This window comes from Nocardia sp. GP40, assembly GCF_050434125.1.
Lineage (GTDB): Bacteria > Actinomycetota > Actinomycetes > Mycobacteriales > Mycobacteriaceae > Nocardia > Nocardia albiluteola.
The window spans coordinates 289,383-306,129 of record NZ_JBNPVW010000004.1 but is presented as its reverse complement, the minus strand read 5'-3'; the positions used below and the strand labels follow the sequence as shown (position 1 = coordinate 306,129).

The 16,747-nt window shown below is 69.1% G+C and carries 14 protein-coding genes; 8 read left to right on the top strand and 6 right to left on the bottom strand.

Annotated elements, in window-relative coordinates; genetic code table 11:
- Position 1 precedes the first annotated feature (1 nt).
- Together ABH933_RS14550 and rfbD are read right to left on the bottom strand one after the other, a co-directional pair.
- Positions 2 to 892, bottom strand: a complete 891-nt coding sequence (locus ABH933_RS14550) for a glycosyltransferase family 2 protein (protein WP_215918314.1) — start codon at positions 890 to 892, stop codon at positions 2 to 4.
- Positions 893 to 983: 91 nt separating this feature from the next.
- Entirely contained in the window at positions 984 to 1,829 is an 846-nt protein-coding gene (gene rfbD, locus ABH933_RS14545; RefSeq protein ID WP_429422714.1) for a dTDP-4-dehydrorhamnose reductase, read from the bottom strand.
- Positions 1,830 to 1,955: 126 nt separating this feature from the next.
- On the opposite strand from rfbD, the gene ABH933_RS14540 reads away from it, so the two are divergent.
- The 7 genes from ABH933_RS14540 (at position 1,956) to ABH933_RS14510 (ending at position 11,077) form a co-directional block, all read left to right on the top strand.
- The gene (locus ABH933_RS14540) at positions 1,956 to 3,422 is read left to right on the top strand and encodes an LCP family protein (protein ID WP_429422716.1); all 1,467 of its coding nucleotides are present in this window, start codon (positions 1,956 to 1,958) and stop codon (positions 3,420 to 3,422) included.
- On the top strand, positions 3,410 to 4,126 hold the full coding sequence (locus ABH933_RS14535) for a TIGR03089 family protein (protein ID WP_429422718.1): 717 nt from the start codon (positions 3,410 to 3,412) through the stop codon (positions 4,124 to 4,126). Before ABH933_RS14540 ends, ABH933_RS14535 begins: the two co-directional genes overlap by 13 nt.
- Positions 4,127 to 4,746: 620 nt before the next feature.
- Positions 4,747 to 5,805 carry a GNAT family N-acetyltransferase gene (locus tag ABH933_RS14530; RefSeq protein ID WP_429422720.1) on the top strand — a complete coding sequence of 353 codons (1,059 nt, stop codon included), beginning with the start codon at positions 4,747 to 4,749 and terminating at the stop codon, positions 5,803 to 5,805.
- Positions 5,795 to 7,081, top strand: a complete 1,287-nt coding sequence (locus tag ABH933_RS14525) for an MFS transporter (RefSeq protein WP_429422721.1) — start codon at positions 5,795 to 5,797, stop codon at positions 7,079 to 7,081. Before ABH933_RS14530 ends, ABH933_RS14525 begins: the two co-directional genes overlap by 11 nt.
- Entirely contained in the window at positions 7,057 to 8,301 is a 1,245-nt protein-coding gene (locus ABH933_RS14520; RefSeq protein ID WP_429422723.1) for an ATP-grasp domain-containing protein, read from the top strand. The genes ABH933_RS14525 and ABH933_RS14520 overlap by 25 nt, the downstream gene beginning before the upstream one ends.
- Before the next feature lie 18 nt (positions 8,302 to 8,319).
- Entirely contained in the window at positions 8,320 to 9,729 is a 1,410-nt protein-coding gene (locus ABH933_RS14515) for an amino acid permease (protein ID WP_429422725.1), read from the top strand.
- 19 nt (positions 9,730 to 9,748) lie between these two features.
- Positions 9,749 to 11,077 carry a KamA family radical SAM protein gene (locus ABH933_RS14510; RefSeq protein WP_429422727.1) on the top strand — a complete coding sequence of 443 codons (1,329 nt, stop codon included), beginning with the start codon at positions 9,749 to 9,751 and terminating at the stop codon, positions 11,075 to 11,077.
- A 5-nt stretch (positions 11,078 to 11,082) separates the two neighbouring features.
- Here the strand turns inward: ABH933_RS14510 and ABH933_RS14505 are convergent, their stop codons facing one another.
- The 3 genes from ABH933_RS14505 to ABH933_RS14495 all read right to left on the bottom strand — a co-directional run bounded on the left by ABH933_RS14505 (position 11,083) and on the right by ABH933_RS14495 (position 13,488).
- A complete protein-coding gene (locus tag ABH933_RS14505) occupies positions 11,083 to 12,378 on the bottom strand; it encodes an RNA polymerase sigma factor (protein ID WP_429422729.1) in 1,296 nt (431 codons plus the stop codon).
- Between the two features lie 154 nt (positions 12,379 to 12,532).
- Positions 12,533 to 12,889: a YciI family protein gene (locus tag ABH933_RS14500; protein ID WP_429422731.1), complete on the bottom strand. Its 357-nt coding sequence runs from the start codon at positions 12,887 to 12,889 to the stop codon at positions 12,533 to 12,535.
- Between the two features lie 14 nt (positions 12,890 to 12,903).
- The gene (locus ABH933_RS14495) at positions 12,904 to 13,488 is read right to left on the bottom strand and encodes a dihydrofolate reductase family protein (RefSeq protein ID WP_429422733.1); all 585 of its coding nucleotides are present in this window, start codon (positions 13,486 to 13,488) and stop codon (positions 12,904 to 12,906) included.
- 236 nt (positions 13,489 to 13,724) lie between these two features.
- Here ABH933_RS14495 and ABH933_RS14490 point away from each other — a divergent pair, with 236 nt between their 5' ends.
- On the top strand, positions 13,725 to 15,026 hold the full coding sequence (locus tag ABH933_RS14490) for a cytochrome P450 (protein ID WP_429422735.1): 1,302 nt from the start codon (positions 13,725 to 13,727) through the stop codon (positions 15,024 to 15,026).
- A gap of 12 nt (positions 15,027 to 15,038) precedes the next feature.
- Here ABH933_RS14490 and ABH933_RS14485 read toward each other — a convergent pair whose 3' ends face one another.
- Positions 15,039 to 16,628, bottom strand: coding sequence for a carboxylesterase/lipase family protein (locus tag ABH933_RS14485; protein WP_429422737.1), 1,590 nt, complete (start codon positions 16,626 to 16,628; stop codon positions 15,039 to 15,041).
- Positions 16,629 to 16,747: the final 119 nt, after the last annotated feature.

The following is a 16,747-nucleotide window of genomic DNA, read 5'->3' as shown; positions in this document are numbered from 1 at the left end:
GCTAGTGCTGGGCGTCGCGGTTGCGCAGCGCAGATCGAACCGCAAGCCGGCAGCGAACCGCAAGTCCGGCCCGCAGCGCCAGCCGCAGCGGGGCCTGCCACCAGTGCGGATGCCGGTCGGCCTGGAAACGATATGCCGAGGCGTGGTGCGCGGGCAGCATCGTCTCGGGATGGCGCCCCGCGGCGTGCCCCTTCGCGTGCGTGACCTCGGCCGATGGCACGAATACATTGTGCCAGCCCGCCCGCCCCATGCGGTCGCCGAAGTCCACGTCCTCCATGTACATGAAGTAGCGGGAGTCGAATCCGTCGATGCTGTCGAAGGCCTCGCGCCGCACCAGCAAGCACGAGCCCGAGAGCCAGCCCACGGTGCGCTCGCTGATCTGCTCGTTGTCCTGGCGGTAGCGCTGGGTCCACGGGTTTCCCGGCCACACGCTGCCCAGGATCGCGTGGCCGGCGCCGTCGAGCAGCCCGGGCACCGACCGCGCCGACGGGTACACGCTGCCGTCGGGCTCGCGCACCATCGGCCCCAGCGCACCCGCGCGCGGCCAGCGCTTCGCGGCCTCGAGCAGCGTGTCGATCGAATCGTTGCCCCACCGGATATCGGGGTTGGCGATGACGACGTATTCGATCTCCGGATCGATCTCGGCCACCGCCCGGTTGATCGCGCCGCCGTAGCCGATGTTGCCGCCCGTGCGCAGCAGCCGCACGTGCTCGTTCGCCTCGGCCGCTAATTCGGGAGTTCCGTCGGTCGAGCCGTTGTCAGCGAGAATGACCTGCGGCTTCTCACCGGTCGCCGCTGCCAGGGTGCTGATGAAATGCTCGAGGTGCTCGCCCGGCGAGTAGGTCACGGTGACGACGACCAAGCTGGGACGATCCGCATCCGAAGAGTTCACGCGGAGCAGCCTACTGGTGTCTGCGCATGGTGAGCGAAACGAGCGAAAAAATAGGCACTGTCGCCACCGCGCTCATGCCGGAGCCGAAGCGCTAGCGAGGCGGAGGCATGAGCGCGTCGTCGAGTGCGAGCCGCCAATCGCGCAGCGGGGTGAGACCGGCGGCGGCCCAGGCACCATTCGACAGCACCGAATATGCCGGGCGCGGTGTGGAACTCGGATATTCCGCACTGGTGCAGGGGCGCACCCGCTCGGGATCGGCGCCGATACCGGCGAATACCGCGCGGGCAAGTTCGAACCAGCTGGCCGCACCGGCGTTGGTGGCGTGCAGGATCGCGGGGACCTCCCCGTCGCCCACCCGGTCCGCCAGTTCCAGCAGGCCCGCGGCCAGATCGGGGGCGAAGGTGGGCGAGCCGATCTGATCGGCGACGACGCTCACCGTGTCGCGTTCGCGCTCGAGCCGGCGCATGGTGGCGACGAAATCGCGCCGATCGCCGGTGTACACCCAGGCGGTACGCACGATGTGCGCGCCGGGCGCCGCGCGCAGCACCGCGCGCTCACCGGCCAGCTTGGAGCGGCCGTAGACGGTGGTCGGTCCGGTCGGATCGCCGGGCTCGTAGGGCCGGTCGCCGGTGCCGTCGAAGACGTAGTCGGTGGAGACGTGAATCAGCGTGGCGCCCACCGCGGTACAGGCGGCCGCGAGCACGCCGGGCCCGGTCTCGTTGCGCGCGAACGCCGCCGCGGCGTCGGTCTCGGCGGCGTCGACGGCGGTGTAGGCGGCGCAATTGAGCACCACGTCTCCGGAGGACAGCACCGCGCGGACCGCCGCGTCGTCGGTGATGTCCAGTTCCTCGCGATTCAGTGCCAGCGCCCGCGGCGCCAGTGCGCGCACCGCCCGGCCGAGCTGCCCGCCCGCGCCCGTCACGACAAGTCGTCCCACGCGGCCAGTCTGGCACGCCGGGCCAGCGGTGGTTCAGGGGTGTATGCGGCCGCGTTGACTAGCCTCGTCTCGGGGGTGGATGCGTGTGTTTCGAATTCCGCGGGCAGGTCCGAAAGGAATGGAGCATTGCCGCAGAGCTGGACCGCAACGACGCCCCGCCGCCGATTACCTCAGGCCGGGCCCGGACGGCTGCTGACGGCCGCGGTCGCCGCAGTCGTGTTCGCCGTCACCGGATTCGGCTGGCACAGCATCGACAAGGTGATCGCGGGCATCGAGCGGATCGGCGACCTGGGCCTGGGCGGCGGCAGCGACGGCGCGACGGACATTCTGATGGTCGGCGTCGACAGCCGCACCGACGCGCACGGCAATCCGCTCACCCCCGCCGAGCGCGCCATGCTGCATGCCGGCGACGAGGTCGGCACCAATACCGACACCATCGTGCTGCTGCGCATCCCCAACGACGGCCGCTCGGCCTCGGCCATCTCGATCCCCCGCGACTCGTATGTCGACATTCCCGGAGTCGGCATGGGCAAGATCAATTCGGCCTACGGGTCGACCAAGGAGATGACCCGGGAAAAGCTGGTCAACCAAGGGGTTTCGGCCGCCGACGCCGAACAGGAGGCCACCCGGGCCGGGCGGCAGGTGCTGATCAAGACCGTGGCGAATCTGACCGGCATCACCGTCGACCACTACGCCGAGGTCGGGCTGCTCGGATTCGCGCTGCTCACCGACGCGGTCGGCGGGGTCGAGGTGTGCCTGAACAATCCGGTCGACGAGCCGATGTCGGGCGCGGACTTCCCGGCCGGCGTGCAGCGCCTCAACGGGCCGCAGGCGCTGAGCTTCGTGCGCCAGCGCCACGATCTGCCGCGCGGGGATCTGGATCGGATCGTGCGCCAGCAGGTGTACATGGCCTCGCTGGTGCATCAGACGCTCAGCGCGAAGATCCTCACCGACCCATCCCGGCTCGATGCGCTCAGCACCGCGGTCGGGCGCACCATCGTGCTCGACGACAACTGGGACGTGCTGTCGTTCCTGCGGCAGCTGCGGGATCTCACCGGCGGCACGGTGAAATTCCAGACGATCCCGGTGCAGGACCTCAACTCGATCCTCGACAACGGCCAGTCGGTGGTGCGGGTGGATCCCCCCGCGGTCCGCTCGTTCGTGGCCGGGCTGATCGACGGATCCGCCGCGGGCCCGGCCCCCACCCCGATCACCGTGGACATCTACAACGCCAGCGGGACCGCCGGGCTGGCCCGGCGGGTGGCACAGGCGTTGGCTGGCAAGGGTTTCCGCGCCGGCACGGTGGACAACTGGATCGGCGGGCCGGTATCGACCAGCCGGGTGTCGTCCGGGCGCAGCTCCGATCCGAGGGCGGCGGCCGTGGCGAAGGCCCTCGGCGGGCTGCCGGTGCGGGTCGAGCCGGGGCTGGTGGAGGGGGCCGTGCGCGTGGTGCTCGCCGGTGACTATTCTGGTCCGGGCTCGGCGGGCTCGCTGTTCGATTTCTCGGGAACCTCGGCCTCGGGCACCGCGACGCCGGTGCCGCCCGCGCCCCCCATCGACGCAGGCCAGAACGGACCGAAATGCGTGAACTGACCCGGACCCTCACCGACGCGATCCTGGATCCGATCCTGGACCGCGACCCCGCGGGCCCGCGCATCACCTACTACGACGACGCCACCGGCGCACGCATCGAACTGTCCGCCCTGACCCTGGCCAACTGGGCATCCAAGACCGCCAACCTGATTCGCGACGAGTTCGGCCTCATCCCCGGCGCCCGGGTCGCGGTGCTGCTGCCCGCGCACTGGCAGACCGCGGCGGTCCTGCTGGGCGCCTGGTGGGCCGGCGTCGAGGTGGTGCTGCGCCCCGACGACGACGCCGAACTCGCCCTGGTCACCCCCGATCGGCTGGACGAGGTGGACGGCGTCGCCGAGGTCGCGGCGCTGTCACTGGATCCGATGGGCATGCCGGTGCGAGATCTGCCGATCGGCGTCACCGACTTCGCCACCTCGGTGCGCGCCCACGGCGACCAGTTCCATCCGCGGGGCGCGGGCACCGCGCTGGCGGGCATGCCGGTCGGCGAGGTGCTGACCCAGGCTCGTGACTCCGCTGCGCACCAAGGATTTTCAGCCGCCGACCGAGTGCTGTCGAGCACGCCGTGGGACACCCCCACCAAGATCGTCAATGGCCTGGTCGCGGTGTACGCGGCCGGCGCATCCCTGGTTCAGGTCGCCAATCCGGATCCTGCAAAACACGAACACCGCGTCAGTTCCGAACGCGTCACCCACGTCCGCGCCTGAGCCTCAACGGGCACAACACCGCCGGACCGGCGAGCGTCCGGGACACAGTGTCGAAGCGGCCCTGTCACCCGTCGGCCGCCAGGCGGAAACGGATCGGCCGGTATCGCTCGGTGTACAGGTGCTCACGGGCAGGTCGGCCGATCCAACTCAGCGACGATAGCGCCCGCCGACGCGGCGGGCCGCTGTGAACCGACCACGCCGCGCGGACGCCGTCACATTCGATTCGAAATGTGGCGACGCGACCACCGCGGGTGATCGGACCGACCCTCATCAATCGGCGCGCACGACGTTCACGCAGGCACCATTCTCGATTCGACGAAGGACCACCAAGCGCGGCTATCGGCGACAGTCGCAAATATCCGCAAGGTGGCCCAAATTTCCGCGGCTCGAATCCGCCGGCCGCCCCGTACCAGCACCTGAGCTTCGTATCCGCTTGCAGGAATACAGCATTCGAAAATTTTCCGCTCGCCGCGCCCTTCCCAGCGGTGAACGCGTGTTACGTTAGTCAGCGGTACGGTACAGCAATTCACGGCACGTAAATTACAGTGCCGTCATCGATCGATATAAGCATTTCGGTGACCCTTCTCGGTTCACCCCTCCCCGTGATGTGTAGGTGAGCTATGCGTGTCGACTCGAGGGCCACAACCCTCCGCCCCCGCGAATGGGACGGCCTCGCCGCGGAAGTGCCCGAATACACCGTGTCGATCCGCTGGCTCGAGACCATGGGGCCGCTGCTGCCGGGCGAACCGCGGTGGCTGATCGTCTCGGTGGACGGACAGCCGCGGGTCGGATGGCATGCCCGCTGGCTGGAGTCTCCGCCTTCGGACGCCCGGTTCGACATTGCGGCCGTGCTCCGCGGCGACCTCCCGTCGCCGGTGCCGCGCACGGCCGCGGCACCGGCGCCCGACACCGCGACACTGTATCCGTCGGTAGTGGTGACCCTGCCCGGATACTCCTGCGCGGCAGCGGGTTCCGGCGCGTCGGACCCCGCGATACTGCGGGAAGCCCTGCACAGCGTGAACGCCTGGGCCGCGGCGCAGGGAGCGCGGTCGGTGTCGTTCCTGTACATACCGGAGCGGCAGGAACTCCTGCGCCAAGCCCTGATCGAGTTCGGTGCGCGACCGGTGGAGCTGTACCCGACCTGCGTACTCCCGATGACCTTCGGCAGCATGGACGAATATCTGGGGCAGCTGCCGCGCCCACGCCGCAAGGGCATCGGGCGGCTGCTGCGTCGCCTCGCGGAGAGGGACATGACGGTCGGCGAGGTCGACCTCGCCGATGTCCGCGACGACGTGCTGGACCTGCGCCTCGACCTGCTGCGCAAGTACAACTCCGCGGCGGATCGCGATACCCAGTCCGCGGCGCTGGACCGGATGCTCGAGCACTACCCCCGCGAGGACATCGTGGTGACGGCGGTACTGCGGGCCGGTCGGGTCGTCGGCTTCACCCACGGGCTGCGGAACGGAAACACGTTGCGGCAGTTGTGGTGTGGACACCTGCCCGAGGCATACGGCGCCTACTTCGTGACGCTCTTCTACACGCAGGTCCGGGCCGCGCTGGAGCGCGGCATCGAGCGCATCGACTACGGCACCCTCGAGTGGGGCCTGAAGACCGACCACGGCTCCCAGCTGGAGCAGCTATCCGGCTACACGTGGACGGTGACGGGCGATGAACGGTAGCCGGCTGTTCCTGTTCGGCCAATCGGTTTCGCTGCTCGGCGACGGTCTCGCCATCCTGGCCATTCCGCTGCTGGTGCTGCAGCTGACCGGCAGTGCGGTGCTGTCGGCGCTGGCCGCCGCGCCGCGCGCGATCGGCTATCTGATCGCCGGACTGCCCGCGGGTCCGCTGGTGGATCGCGCCGATCCGTGGCGGGTGCTTCTCGCCGCGGACGCGGTGCGGATGACGGTCTTCCTGCTGCTGGCCCTCGCGGTGGCGGTGCACGGCTGCCCGGTGGCGGTGATCCTCAGCCTCGCCTGCATCACCGGGGTGGCCGGGGTGTTCTTCGAGACCGCACTGGCCGTTGCGGTGCGCGACCTGTACACCGGAGCTCCGCTCCTGCGCGCCAACGGATTTCTGGAGACCTCCGGACAGCTCTCGCTCGTGCTCGGTCCCGCCGCCGTGGGTGTGCTGGTGGCACAGGCAGGCCAGCCGGCGGCGTTGCTGGCAAATGCCGGGACGTTCGCGGTCTCGCTGGTGACGGTGTGGCGGACGTACCGCAGGATGCCGGCCGCGGAATTCGACCGCGCCACACCGCCTGTGAGCGCCGAGCACCCGGCGATCCACGGCGCGCGGGCTTTCGGCTCCGTAGGCGCCGAATTCCGGGACGGACTGCGGTATTTGGTGACTTCACCCGTCGTCGCGGGCATCACGCTGCTGCAGACGGCGACCGCCCTCGGGCTCGGCGCCGAGACGCTGATTCCGTTCTTCGCCCGCGAACGCCTCGGAGCATCCGCGGTCCTGGTGGGTCTCGCGGTGGCCGGGGGTGGGGTCGGCGGGGCACTCGGTGCGCTTCTCGCGGCCGCGGTCGGGCCGCGCCGGTCGCCGATAGCGACCTGTCTGACGGGCACGCTGCTCATGGCCGTCGGGCTGGTGCTGGTGGGCCTGTCCCCCGGCGTGCTCTGGCTGGCCGCCGCCAACGCGCTGCTGGCGGGGGCCTGCATGGTGGTGGTCGTCGTGATCCGGACGCTGCGCCAGCGGGTGGTGCCGCGGGCGTTGCTCGGCCGGGTGACCAGCACGGCCCGGTCGCTCGTGCTCGCGGCCTCGGTGGCGGGCACGATGCTGAGCGGCTTGCTCACCCGGGTCAGCGGCGGCGATCCCCGCCCGGTATTCGTCGGCGCCGCGGTCTTCGTCGCGGTGTCCACCGCACTGGTGTGGCTCGGTGTGCTCGGCCGCACCGATCGCCGAATCGACACACTCGACAGGAGCAACCGATGCGCCGTCCCCACATCCTCGTGATCCACCGCTCTCGCGGTCCCATCGCCCCGTATCTCGAACGCATCGATCACACCGTCCACACCGTGACCTATGTCTGCGCCGCGCAGGTTCTCCATCGCATCCCGCGGCACGCCGCGGCCGAGGTCGTGGTCTTCGACGGGCACGAGCCGGTCGACGACGCGGTCCGCGGACTCATCGGTCGTCACGGTGTACCCGAACGCCTCGTGGCGATCAGCGAAACGGATCTGCTGACGGCCGCGCGGCTGCGGGCGGAGTTCGGCATCGCCGGCGATCTTCCAGCGCATGCGCTGCCGTTCCGGGACAAGCTGGTCATGTACGACACGGTCGCGGCATCCGGGGTGCCGGTGCCGGCGTACGGAAACGTGAACTCGGTCGACGATGTCGCGGAATTCGCTCAGTGGCACGGGTTTCCGATGCTTCTCAAGCCGCGGCTGGGCGCGGCCAGCCTGGGCATCGTACGGCTTTCCGCCCCCGCCGATCTCGCCGGCCTCCCGGATCTGGACGGCGAACCCTTTCTCGTCCAGCGCTTCTGCCCCGACGAGACCGGATCCATCGACGGGGTCTGGACCGGCTCCGAACTCGGGCCCTGGCGGGGTTCCCGGTACATCCACAGCTGCCTGGATTTCGCCAACGGCGAACATAGCTGGGGCACAGTCGATATCGACGATCACTCACTGAACGAGCAACTTGCGATATTCGCGAGTGCGGTACTCACGGCGCTGAGCACCGGTGTGCCGACGGTGTTCCATCTCGAACTCTTTCTCGGACCGGCCGATGCGCCGCGTCTGCAGCTGCTCGAGGTCGCAGGCCGGATTCCGGGGGCCGAGGCCACCCATCTGTGGCGCGAGGTGCACGGATACGACCTGGTCGGCACGGCGATCGACATTCAGATGGGGCGACGCCCGGCAGCTCGTCCGCTACCGGACGGACCAGTGGCGGGCCAACTCCTGGTACACCCGCGCGTCCGTCCGCCGTGCATGGTGACAACCGCTCGGCTCGATGTCGCGCCGGATCATGCCCCCTACCACAGTGCGATACCGACTGTCGGACATGCGATCACCGAGACGGAAGGCTACGTCGGCATCGGCGCGAGTTTCCGATTCCGCGGCGACAGCTCGCACACCGTCGCCGCGGCCATCACGTCCACCCTGTCCGGGTTCCGAATGGACTGTGCCACGGCCGAATTCACTGCGGAACTGGCCGAGCCACAACCACGGTGAGCGTGAAAGAAGAGCAAAATGTCCATCTCACTTCAGAACTCGGGGAAGCTGCGGCCCGGTATCAACACTCGGCAGCTGACGATGATCGGCATCGGCGGCGTCATCGGCGCCGGGTTGTTCGTCGGCAGCGGAAAGACGATCTCCTCAGCAGGTCCGGGAATCGTGCTGGTCTACCTGCTGACCGGCATCGTGGTGATCCTGGTGATGCGCATGCTGGCCGAGCTGGCCACCGCCAACCCCGAGACGGGCTCGTTCTCCAGCCATGCGTCCCGGGAACTGGGCACCTGGGCGGGTCTGTCCGTCGGGTGGGTCTACGCCTATCACTGGTGCATCACAGTCGCTTTCGAGTCGATCGCCGGCGCGGCCATCGCGCGCCAACTGCTTCCCGGGCCACCGACATGGTTCTACGCACTGCTCTTCATGAGCGCGCTGACCGCGGTGAACCTGGCCGCGGTGAGCTCCTTCGCACGATTCGAATTCTGGTTCGCGCTGATCAAGGTCACCGCGATCGTGGTGTTCATCGGCATCGGCATCGCGGCGATCGCCGGCCTGTTCCCCGATCGTCCTGCACCCGGAACGACGAATCTGCTCGGGCGCGGAGGACTGTTCCCAAAGGGGTACACCGTGCTCCTGACCGCGGCGCTGACGGTGTTCTTCTCGTACTTCGGCACCGAGCTGGTGACCATCGCCGCCGGTGAGGCGAAAGATCCGGCGCGGGAGATCCGTACGAGCATGCGCAGTGTGGCCGGGCGAATTCTGCTCTTCTACGTCGGCTCCGTTTTCGTCATTGTCACGCTCCTGCCGTGGAATTCGGCGCAGGTCACCGAGAGCCCCTACGCCGCGGTCCTGAACCTGCTGGGTATTCCCGGCGCGAAGACCATCATGAATCTGATCGTGCTCACCGCGGTGCTTTCGTGCCTGAACTCGGGGCTGTATGCCTCCTCACGGATGCTGTATTCGCTGGCACAACGGGGTGAGGGACCCCGGCTGCTACGTCGGACGAACCACGCCGGGGTACCGGTTGCCGGTGTGCTGGCCGCATCCAGCGCCGGATTCCTTGCCGTGGTGGCGAATTACTTCCTGCCCACCGGCACCGTATTCAATTTCCTGCTGAGCTCGTCGGGGTCCATCGCGGTCGTGGTCTACCTGTGTATCTGCGCGACGCAGATCCGCAGCCGCCGCGGCCGGACGCCGGAACAGATTGCGACGCTGACCGTTCGGATGTGGGGTGCGCCGTACCTGTCCTACGCGGTCGGCCTCGTCCTGGTCGTCGTGATCGCGGGGATGGCGTTCACCGGCAGCACCCGGAGGCCGCTCGTGCTGACGCTCACCGTCACCGGCATCGCCGTTGTCGCGGGCGTCGTTCAGCAGCGGCGACGCTCCCCGAAAATGCTCGCGGCGACAGCCGAACCGCCGCGTGACGACTAACGATTTCAGGAGAAGCTCCATGAAGCTCTTTACCGGAGACCGGCTCGAAGAGTTGGCACGGCGCCGTGGGCTGCCCGACGACTATCTGCGGGACCTGCGGGTCGTGTCGGCCGTGCTGCCCTTCCGGGTCAACGACTATGTTGCCGACGAGCTCATCGACTGGTCGGCCGTACCCGACGATCCGATCTTCCGTTTGACCTTCCCACATCGAGATATGTTGCCGCCCACCGTGTTCACCTCTGTAGCGGAGCTGCTGGCCGCGGGCGCCTCGCGCGATGTGCTCACCAAAGCGGCCGCGACGGCGCGGCACACATTGAATCCGCATCCCGGTGGTCAGATCCAGGAGAACGTGCCGGTTCTGGACGAGCATCCGGTTCTCGGCCTGCAGCACAAATACCGGGAAACGGTGCTTGTCTTCCCGTCTCAGGGACAGACCTGCCATGCCTACTGCGGATATTGTTTCCGCTGGGCGCAATTCGTCGGCACCGAGACCCGGCAGGCGCTATCGGCCCCGGACCGCATGGCGGGATACCTGCGCCGGCATCCGGAGGTGACGGATGTGCTGTTCACCGGTGGCGACCCGATGATCATGCGCACCGGCGTATTACGCCGCTGGGTCGAGCCGTTCCTCGCGACCGATCTCGAGCACGTCGCCACCCTGCGATTCGGGACCAAAGCACTGTCGTATTGGCCCGCCCGCTTCACCACCGACCCCGATGCGGACGACCTGCTCCGCCTGCTGGAGCAGTGCGTCGCGGCAGGACGGCACGTGGCGGTGATGGCCCACTTCTCCCATCCGCGGGAACTGCAGACCACGGCGGTGCAGCGGGCCATCGCAGGGGTACGGAACACCGGCGCCGTGATCCGGTCCCAGGCCCCGCTGGTCGCGCACGTCAACGACGACGCCGACACCTGGGCACAACTGTGGCAGCACTGCGTGGTGGCCGGGATCATCCCGTACTACATGTTCGTCGAGCGGAACACCGGCGCGCGCAGCTACTTCGAGGTACCGCTGGCGCGTGCCCTGCGCATCTACGTGGACGCCGTCTCGCAGGTCTCGGGGCTGGCCCGCACCGCCCGCGGCCCGGTGATGTCGACCACTATCGGCAAGGTCGTGCTCGACGGCGCCCCGGTCGTGCACGGTGAACAGGTCTTCGCGCTGCGCCTGCTCCAGGCACGCGACCCGAAACTGGTCGGCCACCAGTTCTTCGCGCGATACGACCCCGGCGCACACTGGTTCGACGATCTCGAGCCCGCGTTGGGCAGTGCAATTCCCGGGCGCCCAAGCGATCCGGTAATGACGGCCGGTGCCGAACCCATGCTGGACAGCTTGGGTCGACGCGCGTGAGCGCGCTATGACTCGGAAGCTCGGCGCAGCAGTAGGGCGCGTTCGGCGTCGTTGTGGGTCAGTTCGGCGGCGCGGGTGAATTCGGCTCGGGCCTCGGCAGTGCGGCCCAGGCGGGTCAGGAGGTCGGCGCGGACGGCGTGCAGGAGGTGGTAGTCGCCCAGGGGTTGGGCTACCGCGTCGGCCAGTTCGAGGCCGGCGGCGGGGCCGTGCAACATGGCGACGGCTACCGCCCGGTTGAGTTCGATGACGGGGGACGGGAAGCGTTGCGCCAGAACGGCATACAGGCCGGCGATGCGGCGCCAGTCGGTGTCCGCGGGGGTCGGGGCCATGGCGTGGGCGGCGGCCACGGCGGCCTGCAGGGTGTAGGGGCCCGGGAGCAGGGCGCGCCGGCGGTTCAGGGCGTGCGCGTGGCCCAGGGCCGCGAAGCCACGGCGGATGGCCAGGCCGTTCCAGCGGGCGCGGTCCTGGTCGGCCAGGAGCACCACCTCGCCGCCGGCTGCGCCGCGGGCCCGGATCCGGGAGGCCTGCAGCTCCAGCAGCGCGGCCAGGCCGTGCGCCTCCGGTTCGTCGGGCAGCAGCCCGGCCAGGATGCGCGCCAGGCGCACCGCGTCCTCGCACAGTTCGGCGCGCACCCAGTCGGCCCCGGAAGTGGCCGAATAGCCCTCGTTGAAGATCAGGTAGATCACCTCGAGCACCGAGTCGAGCCGAGCGGTCAGCTCCGCGTCCCGTGGCACCTCGTAGGGGACTGCCTCGGCCGCGATCGTGCGCTTGGCCCGCACGATCCGTTGCGCCACAGTTGATTCCGACACGAGATAGGCGCGGGCGATCTCCGCAGTAGTGAGGCCGCCCACCATCCGCAGCGTCAGCGCGGCCCGCGCCGGGGCGGACAGCACCGGATGGCAGGCGGTGAAGATCATCCGTAGCAGGTCGTCCTCGAGGGGGTCGTCCTGCGACGCAAGCTCGTCCGGCCCCGGCTGCTGCTCGGTCAGCAGGTCGTGACCGAGCAGCGCCAACTTGCCAGCGAAGACGGCATCACGCCGGATCCGGTCGACGGCACGGTGTTTCGCGGTGAGCATCAGCCAGCCGCCCGGATTCGGCGGCACCCCGTCGCGCGGCCACTGCTCCAGCGCCGCCACATACGCGTCCTGGGCCAGTTCCTCGGCCGCAGCGATGTCGCCCGTCACGCGGGTGAGACCGGCGACCAGCCGGGGCCATTCGATGCGCCAGGACGCCTCCACCGCGCGCCGAGCCACACCCTCGCCCGCCGCGCCCTGCGACCGGCCCTGCTTCGCGCCGCTCACACGTCGCGGCTCACGCCCGCGCCGCACGGACCCTGCGCCCGTGCGCACGCCGCGAAACGGGCTGCGACACTTGCTCGCTCACCGCACTCGTACAGGCCTGCCCCGCGCCCGGCGTGAGCGGGGCACCCCGGTCCGTGATTCGCCCGAAGCCCCCTCACGCGGGCTCGTCGATCTCCCGCACCTCGACCCCGATCTCCCATTCCGGGCCGTGGATCCGCAGGAACCGCGACGCCCACTCCACCGCCTCCTCCTTGGTGCGGGTCTGCAGCAGACAGTAGCCGCCGATGATCTCCTTGGACTCGGTGAACGGGCCGTCGATGACGGTCTGCACACCCTTGGACTGCTGGATCCGGGTCGACTCCTCGGTCGACCGGAACCCGGCGGTGTCCAGCAGCACACCGGCCTTGGTCATCTCCTCGATCAGCTCACCCATCTGAGACATCAGCGCCTCGTCCGGGCCGCCCCCGGGGGCGAGCGCGGGATCGAGCCGGATCAGAACCATGGAACGCATCGTCGTACTCCCTTTCACGCGATCCGGTAGCGGAGGTAGACCGCGCCCGAAGCGAACGCCTTCGATTCGACCAGATCCAGGTCGAGTTTCGTCTTGTCGAGGAACAGCGGCGTGCCGCCACCGAGGGTCACCGGGTGCACCACGATCCGGAATTCGTCGATCAGGCCCAAATCGACGAACGAGTGCACCAGTGTCGGGCTCGCATAGATCATCATCGTCTCGCCCGGCCCCGCCTTCAGCGCCTGCACCTGCGCCGCGACATCGGAGCCGATGACGCGGGCGTTGTTCCAGCCGGCCGTCTCCAGTGTCGTGGAGAAGACGATCTTCTCCACGGTGTTCACCCAGGCGGCGTGCGCCCGCTCGTGCGGGGTGGCATCGGGGTTCTGCGGCACCGCCGACCAGTATTCGCGCATGCCCACGAATGTCTCGCGCCCGTATACCGCGGTGCCGACATCGGCACGGATGTGCGCGTCACCGTAGTCGCTGAGCTCGTCGCTGTAGGCCCGGTGGGTGAATCCGATAGCTTCGAAACCCGCCCCGTCGTTCGAGGCCACGTACCCATCCAGCGTCATGTGTTCGAACGCAACCAGTTTGCGCATCACCCTGTCCTGTCTGTCGTAGTGAACGGGCCCGTGCGGACCCTCGCCTACACCTCGAACGGCGTCCCGTGAATTCGACACAATCGACACGATTATCTTGTGAGCTGGCTCACACCGCAGAGTCTCCGGTGTGTCCTACCCCGGTCGGGGGGAGGCTCCGACCGCGGGACGTTTCCGCGCGTGGCGTGCCTGCGTACGGTGGATAACGACCGGGATGAGACGACGTGGGGATAGCGATGAAGCCGCGATACTGGTTTCGGTGGATGTCGGCGCAGGGTGTGCCGCGCCTGGCGATGAAGGCGTATGCCCGCCGCGGGGATCCGCTGGCCCAGCTGTTCGGCGATCCCGCGGTCGCCGCCGACCCGTACCCGGTGATCGAATCCATCCGCGCCCGCGGGCCGCTGATTCGCAGCCCCCTGGCCTGGGTCACCGTCGAACACGAGCTGTGCCGGGCGATGCTGCGCGACAACGACATGGGTGTGCGCGCGGCGGAGAGTCTGGATCTGCCGCGGCCGATGCAGCGCCTGCGCGACCGCGCGCCGCTGCCGCCCAATCCGGTCGAGCCGCCCTCCATGCTGGTCATCGACCCGCCGGCGCACAGCAGGATGCGGCGGCCGGTCTCGGCGGCGTTCACGCCGCGGGCGATCGGACGGCTGCGCGACCGCGTGGAGACCGTCACCGAGGAGCTGCTCGACGCGCTGCCGGCCGGCGGTTCGGCGGATCTGGTGCCCGACTACGCCGCCCAGGTGCCGATCGCGATCATCTCGGAGATTCTGGGCTTCCCCGACGATGCGCGCGACCTCTTCCTGGGGTGGGGCGACGCCATGACCCCGCTGCTGGACACCGGGCTCCCGTGGGGCTACTACCGCGACGCGATCGCCGCCATGTACGAGATGAACGACTACGCCGAGGCGCACCTGGCCCGCCTGCGCGCCACGCCCGGCGAGGACATCCTGTCCACCCTGGTCAGCTCGGGCGAACTCGACAACCACGAGCTCAAGGCCACCGCGAGCCTGCTGATGGGCGCGGGCTTCGAGACCACCGTCAACCTGATCGGCAACGCCATCGTGCAGCTGCTCGCGCATCCGGAGCAGCTGGCCCGCCTGCGCGAGGAGCCCGAGCTGTGGCCCAACGCCGTCGAGGAGGTGCTCCGCTTCGACGCACCCGTGCAGAACACCGGCCGCGCCACCCTGAAAGAGGTTGAGTACGCGGGCATCCGGCTGCGCGAGGGCGTCATGGTCGCGCTGTCGCTGGCGGGCGCGAACCGCGATCCGAAGGTATTCGAGAATCCGAACACCTTCGACATCACCCGCGCCAACGCCAAGGAACATCTGACCTTCTCCACGGGCATCCATGCCTGCCTCGGCGCGAGCCTGGCCCGGATGGAGGCCGTGCACGCCCTGCGCGCACTGTTCGAGCGCTTCCCCGACCTGACGCTGGCCGGGCCGCCGCGCCGGCGGCCGCTGTTCACGCTGCATGGCTACAGCCACATGCCGGTGGCGCTCGGGCGCCGCGCCGAACACCGCAGCGCGGCTTGAGGCGAACACGCCCTAGCTGAAGCCGACGACCTGATCGCCCCAGGCGGTGTACAGGTTGTGGTCTGGGTCGTCCACGACGTGGTCGACGGCATCGATCACCAGCGTGGTGCGGGTGGCCTCGCGGTAGGGCGGCCAATGCTTGGAGCCGTCCAGCGCCGCGGGCACACCGTGCTCCGCGAAGGCCAGCCAGCGGCGCATCATCCGGCCCGAGATCTCCATCGCCGTCTTGCGCCCGCCCAGCCAGAATGTCGGGTCGTGGTTGAGGGTGCCGAAATTGCCGAAGACATACGGCAATTCGGTGGCGTGCCCGGCGCCGACCCGGGCCGCCTTCAGCATCGGGGTGGCCTGATCGAATCGGTACATCCAGGTGCGGGTGTGCCGGGAGTGCGCGTCGGCGACCCAGTGCGAGGGCATCCGGAACGCGGCGTCGGTCGACATCGCCAGCGCCCCGCGCGATGTGCTCAGATCCGGATAGGCCGAGGTGATCTCGGCGATCCGCTCGGGAGACAGCTCCGGATGGTCGGCGGCGACGCCGTTCAGCATCGCGTTCACCGCATCCGGGGTCACCGGCATGATCGGCGAGCGGAACAGGCGGAACAGCGAGGCCTCGTCCCGGTTGGTGCCTATCATCAGCGGCACCCGATGCGAGCGGCCCTCCTGGAAGCGGTCGGCGGGATAGGTGGGCAGCAGCTCACCGTCCACTACCGGCGCGGCGGCGAGCCGGCCCGGCGACTGCAACGGCACCTCGTCGAGCAGGATTCCGGCCGCGTCGACGATCCGCTCCAGCGGGCACTCGAGCAGCTCGTGCGCGCGCTGCGGCGGTAACTCCAGCAGCTCCAGGAAGCGCCGCGCGACACCCGCGGCCCGCTCGGGTCCGAAAACCGTGGTGGCCGGCGGACTCTGGGCGATGGCCTGATGGAACAACCCGGCGGCCGGGGGCGAGGTGAGCAGGGCGGTGACGCAGCCGCCCCCCGAGGACTCGCCGAACACGGTCACATTGCCCGGGTCGCCGCCGAATCCGGCGATGTTGTCGCGCACCCATTCCAGGGCGGCGATCTGGTCGTGCAGACCCAGATTCGGCACGAAATCGTGTCCCAGCGAGGATAGGTCCAGGAAGCCCAGCGCGCCGAGGCGGTAGTTCACGCCGACCACGACAACCCCGCCGGTCTCGACGAGCTTGCGGCCGTCGTAGATGGACTGCGCCGCGGTACCGAGGCAGTAGGCGCCGCCGTGCAGCCACACCATCACGGGGCGCGGCTCGTCGCCGGCGATTGTGCCGGTTGTACCAGGCCCCGCGGGCGCCCAGACGTTCACCCACAGGCAGTCCTCACCCATCCGCAATCCCGAATCGACCGGCACCATTGTGCCCATCGTCTGCGGGGCGATCTCGCCGAATTCGGTGCAGTCGCGCACCCCCTCCCAGGCCGCGGGCGGCTGCGGGCGGCTGAATCGTTTCGGACCCGACGGCGGGGCCGCGTAGGGGATGCTGCGCCAGATGTGCACCGAACCGACGCTCAGACCGCGCACCGCTCCCGCGGTGGTCCGTACAACGGGGGCGGAGTCGTGGGTAACCAACCCGGAGGCAAACTCTGTAGTGCTCATGCTTCCGCCTCGCTAGCGCTTGCTTCCGCCTCGCTAGCGCTCGGCTCCAGCATGACCACCAGAGTGGCTGCGCCTATGATTCGCTTACTCATGGCTTCGGCACCTCCTCACACTCTCTA

Bases quoted from the DNA above. Each gene is read 5' to 3' on its own strand.
- ABH933_RS14510 (WP_429422727.1), top strand. From the start codon at position 9,749: ATGAAGCTCTTTACCGGAGACCGGCTCGAAGAGTTGGCACGGCGCCGT.
- ABH933_RS14500 (WP_429422731.1), bottom strand. From the start codon at position 12,889: ATGCGTTCCATGGTTCTGATCCGGCTCGATCCCGCGCTCGCCCCCGGG.
- ABH933_RS14535 (WP_429422718.1), top strand. From the start codon at position 3,410: ATGCGTGAACTGACCCGGACCCTCACCGACGCGATCCTGGATCCGATC.
- ABH933_RS14520 (WP_429422723.1), top strand. From the start codon at position 7,057: ATGCGCCGTCCCCACATCCTCGTGATCCACCGCTCTCGCGGTCCCATC.
- ABH933_RS14490 (WP_429422735.1), top strand. From the start codon at position 13,725: ATGAAGCCGCGATACTGGTTTCGGTGGATGTCGGCGCAGGGTGTGCCG.
- ABH933_RS14485 (WP_429422737.1), bottom strand. From the start codon at position 16,628: ATGAGCACTACAGAGTTTGCCTCCGGGTTGGTTACCCACGACTCCGCC.
- ABH933_RS14525 (WP_429422721.1), top strand. From the start codon at position 5,795: ATGAACGGTAGCCGGCTGTTCCTGTTCGGCCAATCGGTTTCGCTGCTC.
- ABH933_RS14530 (WP_429422720.1), top strand. From the start codon at position 4,747: ATGCGTGTCGACTCGAGGGCCACAACCCTCCGCCCCCGCGAATGGGAC.
- ABH933_RS14495 (WP_429422733.1), bottom strand. From the start codon at position 13,488: ATGCGCAAACTGGTTGCGTTCGAACACATGACGCTGGATGGGTACGTG.
- ABH933_RS14515 (WP_429422725.1), top strand. From the start codon at position 8,320: ATGTCCATCTCACTTCAGAACTCGGGGAAGCTGCGGCCCGGTATCAAC.